This is a genomic window from Virgibacillus sp. W0430 (genome assembly GCF_051846935.1).
In the GTDB taxonomy this organism is placed as follows: domain Bacteria; phylum Bacillota; class Bacilli; order Bacillales; family Amphibacillaceae; genus JBPYCR01.
The window spans coordinates 99,408-112,697 of sequence record NZ_JBPYCS010000001.1 but is presented as its reverse complement, the minus strand read 5'-3'; the positions used below and the strand labels follow the sequence as shown (position 1 = coordinate 112,697).

Sequence of the window (13,290 nt, the reverse complement as noted above, 5' to 3'; positions counted from 1 at the left end):
CTTTGTTATGTCCCAGCCTTGATCTGTGCTTTCATGTTATTTTCTATCTTTAGCTTTTTTGCATCTTTCGCACTTATATTTTCAACTAAATAATTGATCGATTTTCATAATTTCTCCGGTTGAAAGTTGTACGTTTTGTGCGTGTAAATTTTTAATCGCTTGCTCACCCTTTTTAGCTCCTGGTATAATTACATCGATTGCCTTCTGCTTAAGATACCAAGCTAGTACGAGCTGTGCAACTTCGATGTTTTTATCCTTTGCCATTCCATTTAATTCCGCTACTTTTTGTAAGCTATCTCGAAAGGCTTCACCTTTAAAATGCGGCTTATCGTTACGTAGATCGCCCTTGGCAAACGTCGTACTCTCATCGTATTTTCCTGCTAATAATCCCGATGCAAACGGAAAAAATGGCACAAAAGATATATTATGCTGAATGGTGTAAGGAAAAAGCTCTTTTTCTGCTTGCCGTTGAATCAAATTATATTCCCCTTGAAACACGTTCACATACCCATCCTGATTTGCTTCTTCAAGTTGCTCTTTCGAAAAGTTAGATACACCGATTGCACGAACTTTTCCTGCATCCTTTAGTTCCTTTAATGCGCCAACAGACTCATATTTCGGTGTTGCCTCATCAGGAAAATGAATATAAAACAAGTCAATATAATCTGTTTGCAAGCGCGTTAATGCATCATCTACCGCTTGCTTCAAAAAAGCAGGCGAATTATCAACCACAGTCTTGTTATCAACAAATCGATGCGCTGCTTTTGTCGCCAATACGACCCTTTGGCGACCACCTGTTTCTTGTAATATTTCACCAATTATTTCCTCGGATCGTTTCGGTCCATAGATGAATGCGGTATCCCAAAAGTCTATCCCATTTTCCAGGGCCGTTCGCAATAATTCTCTACCAGCTTCATCCTTTATTGTAGGGTAAAGCCTTTGACCGCCGACTGCATTCGTTCCAAGCCCAATTGGATTTACAGCAATATCCGTTCCTCTCAGTATTACTTTATTCATAACGTTACCCCCTCCTATAGTATGTTTAGGCGTTCTTTTCCGCCTATTAATTTTTACTAATTTACAAAAATCACAAAGACCTCATTGTCAATAACTCTGTTACCTTCCACTACTGGCGAACGCTTTTCGCGGGCATGGCTTGAGCCTCCTCGCTCGCAAAGACAGCTCGCTGTGGGGTCTCAAGACGCATGAGGAGTCGCCGCCATCCGTTATAGGAAACTCAGTTTGTGCATGAATAGTCTGTTAAGTAATATGTCAAACACTTGGACGCTGCGTCTTAGGATCATTTGAGACAATTCTTATTCTCCTTACGGGCTTAACTAAATTAAAAAGACTATTTCCAAGTGTACGTTTTGACCTTCAAACACGCAGGCTGTGCACCTTGATATTCAAACCTGGATGGTTGTAGCTCCAGGGCGGATTTCGATACAAGGATCGTACGCATAAACGTGGCTGCTGACCAGCGCTCACGTTTGTTCCAAGATAACTTACTATTTAATTATCTTTCGCTTGACATATCACCCAAAGGCTTCTTCTATTGGACTATTTTTCAATGTTTATTTATTTTCCGAGTATCAGCTTCACACTTTTTCTAGTTAGAATGCTTTAAACACCTTACAATTGGCAACATGACGAAGGAAAACTCTATTTGCACATTAATGCAAACTTTTTTGATCAAACGTTTGCTTAATTTCGGCACTTAAGCTACTGTACATATGTGAAAAACCCGTTCCTTATTTTAACGATAGGAACAGGCTATTGGTTTGTTTTCAAGCATTATTACCACTTCGGAATCAATTGTTGCGTGCGTTGAATAGCTTCTCGTAATTGCTTTACAGGAATCTGTCCTGGTGCAGATAATTCTACCCCTACACCAAAGGTAATGATCGATCCATACGCCCATCCGACAATTCTGCTGAATCCCCCAATATCACCCATGGACATTGTAACGACGGGAATATTTAATAGTGCATCAATTTCTCTTGTTGCATCTAACAATTGGAATACATCCTCTTTGCTATTTGGCATAACAGCAAACTTTGCAATATCGGCTCCGAGGCTTTCTGCTTGTTTAGCCCGCTCAATAATCTCTGCTTTGTTAGGCGTTTCACTGAAATTATGATAGGATAATATCAATTTCTTGTTGCTCGCTTCTGCGATCGATTTTAACGTTTTAACATAGTTCGTTTCATTGGAAGTTTCATAATCTATCATATCAACACTTGTTCGTTCACAAACGGCGCGAATTAATTGGACCTTTTCTTTTTCCGTTAATGAAATTTTTTCTCCACCTTCATGTTCTGCTCGAATAGTGAATAGAAGGGGGATCTTCGTTTTGGATTTTATCCCATCTATAATTTCTATTACTTCGTCCGTCTCTGATAAAGACGATAAAAAGTCTGCGCGCCATTCAATAATATCCGGCTCTTGGGTAACAACCGTATCGAGTTGATTCAATATAATTTCTTTTGTCTTACCTGTCAATGGCGTACAAATGTATGGGTGTTTTTTATTTACTAACAAATCCTCCATTAACAACATTCCTTCCATCTTGTTTAAGTAATCGTATTATACCATTAATCTATCTTAAAAAATTATGTTAACACATGCTCTTTTCTTTTCGCGGATTTGCATGGAAGTACGCTTTTGCTGATTCCAAGCAACGTCGTGCAAATTCTTCATATCCTAAAAGGTCGGACTGTTGTTTATTTGGTAGCTCAATCGAATAAGGTACATTCGGGATAGCGTTTACAACACTGGCAACATCAATCCCACCCTCACCAACATACGACCGCGCTTCTCGTACAATTCTCATCATTTCTTCTTTATCCCGAGGAATCTCTTCTACTGCATCACACAAATGGACAAAATGAAACCACTCTTTTGGCACTTTACGCAGTTCTTCTACTGTATCATGCGCACGATGAAAATGATGAATGTCTATTAATAATCCAGCGTTTTTCCGACTTACAATAGATAAGATTTCTGTTGCCTCCACCATTTTGGATACGCTTGCAATTGGTACATACTCTAAATCAACTGTTAAATTATATTGGGCTGCAAGATCACAAAGTCGGGAAAACTTCTCTACTGCTTCGTAACGATTATCCGTCCAAATGCTACTCAATACATGCTTGCCACCTAATTCAGCAGCCATTTCAAGTTCAGGTTCATATTCACTTGGGTCAATATTATCCGCGATTCGTGCAAGTTCAATATCTAATAATTGAATGTTTCTATCTTCCATTGCTCTTTTCGTTTCTTTGAATAATGATTTATTCGTAGCGAGTGAAAAATTTTGCTCCCCTGGAAGCCCCATATATATCGGACGTAAGCTAATGAAATCATAGCCTGCATTCGCCGCCATATGTGCCATCTCCGGAGGTGGTGTATTCAACACCGTTAAGTAGGCAAGAGAAAATTGTTGATCCATTTTTAAAATCCTCCCCTAGTTTCAATTGTTTTAGATCGATCTAATTATAGTGTGTAATTTTTGGCCCCCAAAATATTAAGAAAGGCGTACGCCAATTTAGATCGATCTAATTATTGGGTTTATAATACACGATATGAAGCAAAAGTTCAATACATATTTGCTTGAATGAACCTCATTACGTTTAATCTTTAAAGAAAGAGGGGAAGGCGCTCCCTCTCCTCTTCTTCTATTGCTTTATACGTTCGTATCCTGTGTATATATCGTTGTATTCTAGGTAAATAACCATTAATCTTGTTTAATTTCTGCTACGACTTGTTCAACTTCATTTCTAGACATTTTTTTCTTTCCGCTTTCCATTGCTTTCAACGTTCTTTTCGCCAAAGCGAGTGGGATTCTGCAAAACAATAAAATGTTTTTCGTTTTAATAGATAGCATGTATTTATCCGCCAGTTCTAGATTTTCCCGGGCAAACTGAAACATATCTTCCCTATTCCAGCCATCAGGTATAAATTCTACACCACGTTCTTCCATATCCTCGTATTGATTTCGCAAAATATTTACTGCTTGCAATCCACGACCGTACCCGATAGCGAGCTCCCGATCCGTTTCCGTTCCATCGTACCACCGCCAAATATCGGATAGCATCACACCAACAAGACCTGCAACATAATACGTATAATCGTTTAAATCATCTTTTGTTTGTATTTGCCAATCTTTCGTAGCCCACTTTGCCATCCCAGTGGCCATTTCTGCTGTTGATTCTTTAATTTTTCCAACGATATCCGCAGGGCAAAAGTCAATCCAATCGCCTAACCTCAATGTCACCTCTGGCAATACGGTTTGATACGGCTGCATTAATTTGTCATACGCCTCATAATCAAAGACGTCTTTTAGCAGTAATTCGCTCGTTGATCGCAATAGTTTTTCTTTTACTTCCCTATCCAGCATTTCATGATCTTCAATTTCATCTACGGCCCGCATGCATAAATAAGCGGAGCCCACTGTTTTTCGTAAGGTAGGCTTTAATAAACTGATGGGAATATAAAACGTTCTGCTTGTTAGCTTCAACATGTGCATTGCTTCTTTTTCGAGCTTGGCTCTGTTACTCAACTGACAATTCCTCCTGGCATTATGGTTACTTTTAGTATAGCAGAGAAACCGATTTTTTTCTTAGATAGCGCTTTAATTGTACTGTAAAAATTATATTATTGATTTACGTTCATACTAGTGTTTAATACTATATTCGTTTAGTTCGGTTCAGCTAGTAGCTCGCTCTTTCCGTAAGAACCATTGTCGGTTTACATTTATAAAAAAATTATGATTCGCTTATAATGCTCGATTTTAAGCCTTAAGCCAATTTCATAATGGCCATTTTTAAGAAATCACAAAAGAACAGAATTTTAATATTCACTTAAACATTTAAAGCGAGATTGGTGTCTGCTGTGTTCCATCCGGATCCACTCCGCTTTCCGCAGGCAACGCCTCAACTAATTTTAAAAGGTTGCCCCAAAACTTTTAAAGTGGATTTTTGGCTGTTGCTTTACCTGCTGGAGTCTGCGTGGATCCGGATTCCACACAGACGAGTTGGTGTTGCTATGCACCCTCTGTTTCTTGGTTGAATGCTGTATGAATTCGATCAACTGCTAATTTAGATGCATTGTACATTAAGGTGACTATATCAAAATGAACTTTTGCTTGTTTACCTGTTCTGGAACGAACATTGTTTAATGTATAATGGTCATAGGGAGTGTCCCTCCAGTCTCTTTATGGTTTGTAGTCAACTACCATTATACAAGATTTGGGGCGGTGCTTCTTCTTTAAGTTTTGAAACCCTTGGCCTGTAAGGGCTTGGGATTATGAATCTCATTCCTTTAATTAAACAATTATAAAATTTACTTAAACGAATATCTTTCTTTTTTTAGCCTGATAGCGTAGCATTTAAGAAGGAACTTCACGAAAGGATACAAAATATGGATAAACGTGTATATTTACTCACGATCATCGCCTTCGTAGTGGGCATGGTCGAATTAATTATAGGTGGAATATTAGACTTAATCGCCACCGACTTACAAATTTCTCTTGGGCAAGCAGGACAGCTTATTTCTGTTTTTTCCCTTGCCTTTGCAATTGCTGCTCCTGTTTTGCTCGTTATGACCGCTAAAATGGACCGCAAGCGACTTACGATTTACGCACTTTTCGTTTTTTTATTAGGCAATATGATTGTATTATTTAGTACATCGTACCTTATGTTAATGCTTGCACGCATAATTTCAGCTGCTAGTGGCTCCTTGCTTGTCGTACTAAGCATCACGCTTGCATCAAGTATTGTTTCACAAAAATATATTGGACGAGCTATAGGAATCGTCGTCATGGGTGTAAGTGGTTCCCTCGTTTTAGGTGTTCCAATCGGGTTAATGCTAGGCAATACTTTTGGATGGCGAGCTCCATTTGCCTTAATATGCAGCTTAACATTGCTCATGATTATTTTTGTTTACTTTTTCATGAAACCAATTGAATCAACTAAAGCGATTCCTTTAAAAGAACAAATCGCAACATTAAAAGAAAGAAAGATATTTTTCACACAGCTAACAACGTTTCTTTTTTTAGCTGGTCATATTACTCTATATGCTTACTTCACCCCTTTTCTAAAGCAAATCGTAGGTGTTGAAGATACGTGGATTAGTTTCATTTATTTACTGTTTGGCATTTCAGCAGTTGCTGGTGGAGGTATTGGTGGTACAGTTACCGATCGCTTTGGACCAAAGCGCATAATGATTTTCGTAATTACATTATTTGCAGTAACGATGTTCATCATTCCGTACACTACGTTTGCTTTACCATTATTTTTTATCGTTATGGTCGTATGGGGAACGTTAAGCTGGGCAATTACGCCAGCAGTACAAAGCTATCTTATAGCAGCTTCCCCAAAGACAGCAGCAATCCAACAAAGCTTGAACAATTCAGCCCTTCACTTTGGAATTGCCTTTGGATCCGTTGCTGGTGGGTTTGCTATTGAACGTGTTTCTGTAGCACATAATGCGACCATCGGCTCCTTGTTTGTCCTTCTTGCACTTGGATCGGCTTTTGTAGCAATACGTAAAAAGTTAGCGAACAAATAAATACAACTTAAGTTGCCTTGCTATTGCAATATTTGTACGATCATAAACCTATAAAAAATGGAATGTTCCCCGATTAAAAGGTATTGATCAAACGCTTGAACAACAGGCTTGCAGCTCGAATTAAACATAATTTACGTACGTAAACGTTCACTTGAAGTGGGTGGGGAAGATTGCTATCAACCTTCTTCCTTTAAGGCGATTATCGTATATTTACGAACTTATGTTTACGTTGTCCTTTAAAATGGTAATAGTAGTACCGTAAGTGAAATTATGTGAAAAGGATGATGAATTATGGGTAAAGCACAATATCAACCGTCAAACGATAAGCAAATGTCCGATGCACAAGAAGTTCACTACGCACATGATTTTAAACAAGCAGATATTGCAGGTGGCTTTCGTAGAGAACGAGTGAAAGAAGCTAAACGAGAAAATAAGTCGAAGTGAATTACTATCTATGAGGTTGGGACAGATTATGTCTCGACTTTTTCCATTTCAATTGGGAAATTAACAAAGTTAACATCCTTCTTTCCTTACTCCCTTAGCAATTAAAACATACGTTTACTTCCTTATACACACTAGAAGCATTTATTATTGCCAAAGTGGACACAACTATGATACGTTCAATTTATAGTATAGCGAGCAAGGGGAACAAAAATATGGATAGAAGAACTTTTACAATTGCATTACTAACAATCATCGTTTGGTCCTCTGGATTTGCCGGCATTCGTGCAAGTATTCTTGGAGGATTTTCATCGGGCCACCTCGTATTGCTTCGCTTTTTAGTTGCGTCCGCAGTATTTTTATTGTATGCGCTCCTAACTAAAAACCGTTTTCGTTTACCGCACAAAAAAGATTTGTTGCATATCTTTATACTCGGTATCATAGGCATTACGTTTTACCATGTATTAGTCACTTTTGGTCAGCAAACGGTATCAGCTGGAACTACGAGCATGATTATCGGTTCGGCTCCTATTTTTACTACGTTAATTGCTGTATTTATTTTAAAAGAACGAATGGAGCTATTTGCATGGATAGGCCTTGGCATAGGATTTGTAGGTATTTTCCTGATCACATTGGGAACAACTGGGACGGAATTTACTGTGTCGAAAGGAATTTATCTCGTTATTCTTGCCGCCATATCTGCTTCCTTCTTTTTCGTTTTTCAAAAACCGCTTTTTATTAAATACAATCCAATTGAATTGACCGCTTATTTCACATGGGCCGGCACATTGCCAATGCTTGTGTTCTTACCTGGATTGTTTGAAAACATTCAATCTGCTACACTTGAAGCAAATATCGCTGCTATATATGTAGGGGTGTTCCCTGCAGCAATCTGCTATGCGACCTGGGCAATCGCTTTATCTATGGGAAATACTGCGTCCGTAATGAGCATGATGTATTTGGAACCAGCCTTCGCTATTATTATCGCTTGGTTCTGGCTAGATGAAATACCGAGCGTATTGTCTCTTATTGGGGGACTCGTAGCTATTTCCAGTGTCGCGGTTGTTAATATGGTCGGAAGGAAAAAACGCGAAGATAGCGCCGAATCAGCCACGTAATGAACCTAACCAAGGATACCTGCGGGAAACGTATGAACCGTAGTTCCCGCAGATTTTGTTTAAAGGCTGTAATCCGCTCGCAAGTATCGTATATAGTAGCGTAAGATCGATCGGCGGTCAGTACGCACAAAAATTAAAGCAACGCTTCCACCCTTGATGGAGATTAATCGACATAATGCACGTTCAGAAATTCACCATCAATAACTTCAACATCTTTTGGAACTTCAATATATATTAAATGCTCCCCCCTCACAATTTCATCATTCACCCAAAAGTCTTGTTCTGTAAATTGAACGATTGTAAATTCATTTTTATAAGCTAGAAACTTTTGCTCAATATAATCCGGAAAATGGATATAGAAGGAATCTCCCTCCACCATTACTTCTGGTGAGTCCGTATATTCAACAACCTCCATACCTTCAATGAGCAACGGGGTTGCATAATGAATAATATCTACTCTGTCATCATTAACCGCTTTTCTTTTAATTGCTATTACATTAGGTTCATTTGATGCGGTAATAAGTATTCTCATTTGCTTTTTCTCATATTCATATGTATATTGCTTTTCCATAAACACAGGTGCGATACGATCGAGTTTATTTTCGAATACCGCTTCATATAAAAATGGAATCTTATTAACCTGTTCACGACTTCCATTCGCTTCAGCCTGCGGTAACACAGCGTATACAATCATTGAAACGAGTAAAATTCCGACATATGTGAAAAAGGCCAAATGGGGACGATTCCCGTATAAAGACTTCCGCTTCCGTTTTCGCTGTTTGGAAACAAAAACCAACACGATGATAATACTAAAAAAAATATAAATGGAAATATAGCGGCATAATCCGTATAGTAAAAATAATAACAATAAATTTAATCACTAATTTTGTGTAAAACGGAATACTCTTCTTATATACGAATTTAAACATAAAAGTATCGTATAATGAGATTGATTCAAACACACGACCTATTAATAGAAAAAGAAAGCATACGCATACTGTACGAGGAGGGATAAGCTTGAAAATTTTTGTCGATGCAGATGCGTGTCCTGTGCAGGAAGAAGTAATTTCAATCGCTAAACAGCACCATCTGTCAGTCGTACTCATTAAAAATTTCGCCCACTATTCGGATACAAATCAAGCTGAGCATGTTACTACAATTTATGTAGATAAAGGATCGGATCAAGCCGACTTTCGAATTATCAAGCTTGCTCAAGCAGGTGACCTCATTATTACACAAGACTTCGGCTTAGCCTCCCTTTGTTTAGGTAAAGGGTGTGTACCGATTCACCATAAGGGCTTCATATACACCCATGAAAATATTGACCGGTTATTGCAAGCACGTTACTTTAATGCCAAAGCTAGAAAAAGCGGGCAGCGCACGAAAGGTCCAAAACCTTTCACTGCTCTAGATAAAGAAAAGTTTACTCAGTTACTAGTAAAAACTGTTAAAAATTTAACAAATACTTAAGCTAAACAGACGCTTACACCATGCCACACGATTAAAAGCAAACTAAGTATGATGAAAAGAAGGTAAAATTGACGAGACAGTCATCGTCTTAAAGCATTACAGGGCAGATGAACATGCAGACGTTTAGCTGCAAAAATACGAATCGAAATTGGGACAGTAGAATCAAATAGCACCATTTATCGTATAATCAAAGTTTTTTATTACATAAAGGAGGGAACAGTTCATGTATGAACTAAAAACAAAGCAAAATGATAATGATGTCATTGAATTTATTGAAGCAGTAGAACACCCGAGAAAACGGGAAGATGCATACAAGCTTCTCGATATCTTTACAGAAACAACCGGCTATGAGGCTAAAATGTGGGGATCGAGCATTATTGGTTTTGGCTCATACCATTACACGTATGCGTCCGGTCACGAAGGCGATGCACCGCTAGTCGGGTTTTCCCCTCGGAAAGCGAAAATTAGCCTTTATTTTGCAGTCGGAGATACAAACAGAGAAGCTTTACTCCGTAATTTTGGCAAGCATACAACTGGTAAAGCTTGTGTCTATATTAATAAAGTAGCTGATATAGATGTAGATGTATTAAGGAAATTGATCGAGCAATCCATTGATTTCCTTACGCAGTTGTATCCAGTAAACGAATAAAAAATTAGCTTTCGTATCAACAATTGAAGCAAAGTGAATGAATTGGACGCATAGCATTTCGATTAAATAAAGGAGGACCTCGTTTGCGATACGTTATAATTGGTGGTGTTGCGGCTGGAATGAGTGCTGCGATGCAAATTGTTCGAACCGATAAGCAAGCTGATATAACCGTTTTAGAACAAGGCGAATATTATTCATATGGACAATGCGGATTGCCATACGTTCTTAGTGGTACGGTTTCTAGTGTTAATGATGTCATTGCCAGAAGCGTAGAAACGTTTCGTAACAAGTACGGAATAAAGGCAAAAACAAATACGAAAGTAACTCATATTGATCATAAGCAACAACGAATTGAGGCAGTCGAATCCTCAAAAGATGACGTAATAACCGTTCCATATGACCGCTTATTAATAGCTACGGGAGCCCGTCCGAAGCTTCCTGACTGGGAAGGAAGTCATTTAAACGGGATCCATTCGTTAAAAACCATACCAGATACAAAAGCTATTTTACAGGATTTGACACATACCGTAAAAAAAGTCGTCGTTGTTGGCGGTGGATATATTGGATTAGAAGCTGCTGAAAATTTCGCTGCAATTGGGAAAGACGTAAGAATTATCCAACGTGGAGAACAGGTAGCTTCTATTTTCGATAAAGAAATGGCGGAAATGGTGCAGAAGGAAGCAGAAGAAAAAAACATTCGACTCGTACTTAATGAGTCGGTTGAAGGGTTTATTGGAAGTACATCTGTCGAAAGGGTACAAACAGATAAACAAACATATGCAGCCGACTTAGTGCTTGTAGCTATTGGTGTTGATCCTAATACAGACTTTTTAGACGGCACAGGAATTCACACGATGCAAAATGGAGCAATTATTGTTAATCCTTTTATGGAAACAAATAAAAAGAACATTTATGCCGCTGGAGATTGTGCTACCCACTATCATCGGATTAAACAGGAAAATGAATATATGCCACTTGGAACGACTGCTAATAAGCAAGGTGTTATTGCTGGTATCAATATGGCAGGTGGAACTATGAAATTTGCAGGTATCGTTGGAACTTCAATCATTAAATTTTTTGATCTAACTTTAGGCAGGACTGGCTTATCCGAAAAAGAAGCAGCATCTTTAAACATCCCATATGCTACTCAATTATATGAAGGAAGGGATATTGCTGGCTATTACCCAAATCACTCCCCTTTACAAATAAAGCTCGTGTATCAATTGCAAACAAGACAAGTTCTCGGTGCCCAAATTATCGGTAAAAACGGAGTAGATAAACGAATTGATGTGCTTGCTACCGCACTTTATAACGAAATGACTGTTGATCAGCTGCTGCACTTAGATTTAGCGTATGCACCGCCATATAACGGCGTCTGGGACGCGATACAGCAAACTGCCCGAAGAATATAACTTTTTGCTTTAAGACAAATGTGTCCACTTAGCATACTTATATTCGATATTTTCTCACAATCATTCCGACTCGTACTACTATCGTTTGAGTAAATTACTATTATTTTATTACATTCCATAAAAGCAAATAGAAACCTTCACAGCGAGACACCTCTATCTCCTGTTGAAGGTTTTTTGTAGATAAATAAACTTTATTGTATGAGTAAAATGTTTGTGGGGGAACAGATGCACGAATCTAACTAGATAATATGTGATCAATTTTACTTTGAACGATATACACATGAATAACACGGTTGATTTTCACTGCAGGTGGATGCTTTCCGCGGGCAAGGAAAGCGTCGTGTATATCTACTGCGGTCGGTAGGAGTCATACTAAAATTAACGAATACAAAGAGAGGTATTTTAACTTCTTAAAATAACACCCACAAAAAACAGCACCCACAAATACTTGACTCAATAAACTTTATTGTTAACCAAGACAAATCCCTCAAAAAAATGCTAGAATAATACTATTTATTGCATTACTATTAAGACCTGCGGTAATATATCAAGATAAAAATAAGTAGTTATTTAGTTATCAACGTCCAAGGGATTTAACATATTTATAGCAAATGAGTTAGCTCAGACTGAGTTAGTTGAAATGAAATTCGGCGACTCCTGCGGGAAAAGCAAGCGTCTTGAGACCCCACAGGAAGTGAACTTCTTACGAGGAGGCTCAAGCCATGCCGCGGAAAGCGTCCGTCTGGAATGTAAAGTAACGTATTTAAACGTTAGATAAGATTTACGAATCAGTCAAAAAGAATAGAAATGATAGGCAAAGTAGTAACGACTACACAAATTATACGAGGAGTTAAAATATGAAAGTGAAGGTGAGAAACAAAGCAAAACTAGCCCTTGTCTATGAATCAATCTTAGTTATACTCGCATTTATTTCCGTTATTTTACTGTTTTATTCAGAAGATCGCTTTATTTTTCTTGATAAGATTGTCTGGCTATTATTTTTCATCGATGTCGTCGTCCGTCTAGTTCTCGCGAAAAACAAATGGAATTACATTAAAAAGAACCCATTTGATATTATTGCTGCCCTTCCTTTAGACGCTATTTTTCAAACAGCGCGTATTGCCCGATTATTTCGGATTTTGCGTTTGCTCGCCATTTCTAGAAGTATATTGCCACACTTCTTTCAGATTTTGAAAACAAACAATTTAGATCGCGTACTTATCGTTGCTACGTTGCTCGTCGTAAGTGGTGGAACAATCGTTACATATACAGAACCAGACATTCACTCTTTTTCTGATGGATTATGGTGGGCAATTGTAACTACAACGACCGTTGGCTACGGTGATATTTCGCCCGATACGATAACAGGTAGAATAGTAGCAGTATTTTTAATGCTTATCGGTATAGGAATGATTGGAATGTTGACAGGATCGATTACAACATTTTTCATTAAAGATGAACCAAAGCAACACGCTACGATTACGTTTATGAATAAGCAATTACAACGTATCGAAAAGTTAACACCTGAGGAAATTAACCAATTAATTGTTCTCTTACAAGATTACAAGAAACGTGCTGAGGACAATGAAAAGTTAAATTCAAAGATCGAATGATACGTATAAACGAGCAA

The 13,290-nt window shown here is 38.1% G+C and carries 12 protein-coding genes and 1 pseudogene; 7 read left to right on the top strand and 6 right to left on the bottom strand.

Annotated features, from left to right (window positions below; all coding sequences use genetic code 11):
* Positions 1–81: 81 nt before the first annotated feature.
* The 5 genes and pseudogenes from ACLIBH_RS00515 to ACLIBH_RS00495 form a co-directional block, all read right to left on the bottom strand.
* Positions 82–1,017, bottom strand: a complete 936-nt coding sequence (locus ACLIBH_RS00515) for an aldo/keto reductase (protein WP_439314719.1) — start codon at positions 1,015–1,017, stop codon at positions 82–84.
* Between the two features lie 780 nt (positions 1,018–1,797).
* Positions 1,798–2,550 carry a type I 3-dehydroquinate dehydratase gene (gene aroD / locus ACLIBH_RS00510; RefSeq protein WP_439314718.1) on the bottom strand — a complete coding sequence of 251 codons (753 nt, stop codon included), beginning with the start codon at positions 2,548–2,550 and terminating at the stop codon, positions 1,798–1,800.
* A 67-nt stretch (positions 2,551–2,617) separates the two neighbouring features.
* Complete coding sequence (locus tag ACLIBH_RS00505) at positions 2,618–3,451, bottom strand: sugar phosphate isomerase/epimerase family protein (protein ID WP_439314717.1); 834 nt, start codon at positions 3,449–3,451, stop codon at positions 2,618–2,620.
* Between the two features lie 285 nt (positions 3,452–3,736).
* Entirely contained in the window at positions 3,737–4,561 is an 825-nt protein-coding gene (locus tag ACLIBH_RS00500; protein WP_439314716.1) for a squalene/phytoene synthase family protein, read from the bottom strand.
* A 483-nt stretch (positions 4,562–5,044) separates the two neighbouring features.
* Positions 5,045–5,191 (bottom strand): annotated as a pseudogene (locus ACLIBH_RS00495) (IS5/IS1182 family transposase); the annotation flags it as partial.
* 230 nt (positions 5,192–5,421) lie between these two features.
* Between ACLIBH_RS00495 and ACLIBH_RS00490 the strand changes: the two are divergent.
* The 3 genes from ACLIBH_RS00490 (at position 5,422) to ACLIBH_RS00480 (ending at position 8,129) form a co-directional block, all read left to right on the top strand.
* A complete protein-coding gene (locus ACLIBH_RS00490) occupies positions 5,422–6,570 on the top strand; it encodes an MFS transporter (RefSeq protein WP_439314715.1) in 1,149 nt (382 codons plus the stop codon).
* 291 nt (positions 6,571–6,861) lie between these two features.
* On the top strand, positions 6,862–7,014 hold the full coding sequence (locus ACLIBH_RS00485) for a YfhE family protein (RefSeq protein ID WP_439314714.1): 153 nt from the start codon (positions 6,862–6,864) through the stop codon (positions 7,012–7,014).
* A 212-nt stretch (positions 7,015–7,226) separates the two neighbouring features.
* Positions 7,227–8,129, top strand: coding sequence for a DMT family transporter (locus ACLIBH_RS00480; RefSeq protein WP_439314713.1), 903 nt, complete (start codon positions 7,227–7,229; stop codon positions 8,127–8,129).
* Positions 8,130–8,292: 163 nt separating this feature from the next.
* Here ACLIBH_RS00480 and ACLIBH_RS00475 read toward each other — a convergent pair whose 3' ends face one another.
* Positions 8,293–8,862, bottom strand: a complete 570-nt coding sequence (locus ACLIBH_RS00475) for a hypothetical protein (protein ID WP_439314712.1) — start codon at positions 8,860–8,862, stop codon at positions 8,293–8,295.
* A 284-nt stretch (positions 8,863–9,146) separates the two neighbouring features.
* Here ACLIBH_RS00475 and ACLIBH_RS00470 point away from each other — a divergent pair, with 284 nt between their 5' ends.
* From ACLIBH_RS00470 to ACLIBH_RS00455, 4 genes are all read left to right on the top strand, one after another.
* Positions 9,147–9,599, top strand: coding sequence for a YaiI/YqxD family protein (locus tag ACLIBH_RS00470; protein WP_439314711.1), 453 nt, complete (start codon positions 9,147–9,149; stop codon positions 9,597–9,599).
* A 223-nt stretch (positions 9,600–9,822) separates the two neighbouring features.
* Positions 9,823–10,248 (top strand): DUF1801 domain-containing protein, encoded by a 426-nt coding sequence (locus ACLIBH_RS00465; protein WP_439314710.1) that lies wholly within the window; start codon positions 9,823–9,825, stop codon positions 10,246–10,248.
* 83 nt (positions 10,249–10,331) lie between these two features.
* The gene (locus ACLIBH_RS00460; protein ID WP_439314709.1) at positions 10,332–11,660 is read left to right on the top strand and encodes a CoA-disulfide reductase; all 1,329 of its coding nucleotides are present in this window, start codon (positions 10,332–10,334) and stop codon (positions 11,658–11,660) included.
* Positions 11,661–12,517: 857 nt separating this feature from the next.
* The gene (locus tag ACLIBH_RS00455) at positions 12,518–13,273 is read left to right on the top strand and encodes a potassium channel family protein (RefSeq protein ID WP_439314708.1); all 756 of its coding nucleotides are present in this window, start codon (positions 12,518–12,520) and stop codon (positions 13,271–13,273) included.
* The last annotated feature ends 17 nt before the right edge of the window (positions 13,274–13,290 follow it).

Excerpts from the sequence above, each read along its gene's own strand:
- ACLIBH_RS00515 (WP_439314719.1), bottom strand. The coding sequence starts at position 1,017 with ATGAATAAAGTAATACTGAGAGGAACGGATATTGCTGTAAATCCAATT.
- aroD (WP_439314718.1), bottom strand. The coding sequence starts at position 2,550 with ATGGAGGATTTGTTAGTAAATAAAAAACACCCATACATTTGTACGCCA.
- ACLIBH_RS00505 (WP_439314717.1), bottom strand. The coding sequence starts at position 3,451 with ATGGATCAACAATTTTCTCTTGCCTACTTAACGGTGTTGAATACACCA.
- ACLIBH_RS00490 (WP_439314715.1), top strand. The coding sequence starts at position 5,422 with ATGGATAAACGTGTATATTTACTCACGATCATCGCCTTCGTAGTGGGC.
- ACLIBH_RS00485 (WP_439314714.1), top strand. The coding sequence starts at position 6,862 with ATGGGTAAAGCACAATATCAACCGTCAAACGATAAGCAAATGTCCGAT.
- ACLIBH_RS00480 (WP_439314713.1), top strand. The coding sequence starts at position 7,227 with ATGGATAGAAGAACTTTTACAATTGCATTACTAACAATCATCGTTTGG.
- ACLIBH_RS00465 (WP_439314710.1), top strand. The coding sequence starts at position 9,823 with ATGTATGAACTAAAAACAAAGCAAAATGATAATGATGTCATTGAATTT.
- ACLIBH_RS00455 (WP_439314708.1), top strand. The coding sequence starts at position 12,518 with ATGAAAGTGAAGGTGAGAAACAAAGCAAAACTAGCCCTTGTCTATGAA.